General features: G+C 71.7%; 1 protein-coding gene. It reads left to right on the forward strand.

Annotated elements, in window-relative coordinates; all coding sequences use genetic code 11:
• Nucleotides 1–367 (forward strand): exodeoxyribonuclease V subunit gamma (locus AC1DN0_RS41925; RefSeq protein WP_477146734.1); only part of this gene is annotated, 367 nt, incomplete at both ends.

A 367-nucleotide genomic window follows, 5' to 3' on the forward strand; every position in this document is an offset into this window, starting at 1 on the left:
GCTGGCGGCGGTCTTCGAGAAGTACCAGGCCTGGCGCCGCGACTGGCTGCTGCGCTGGGAGGCCGGCGCCGACGCGCACGACCCACAGGCGATACTGTGGCGGCACATCGCCAGCGGCCACCAGTACCGGGCACGCCGCATCGATGCCTACCTGTCGCGTTTCGACGGTGCCGGCCAGCCGCTGCCACAGGGCCTGCCGGCACGGGTATTCGCCTTCGCCACGCTCAACATCTCCCCGGACGTGCTGCGGGTGATGGCCACCCAGGCGCGGGTGGGCACGCTGCACTTCTACCTGCCCACGCCCACCCAGGCCTACTGGGGCGACCTGCAGACCCTGGGCGAAAAGCTGCGCAGCGGTGCGCCGGAC

Source organism: Cupriavidus sp. 05N39 (assembly GCF_056397325.1).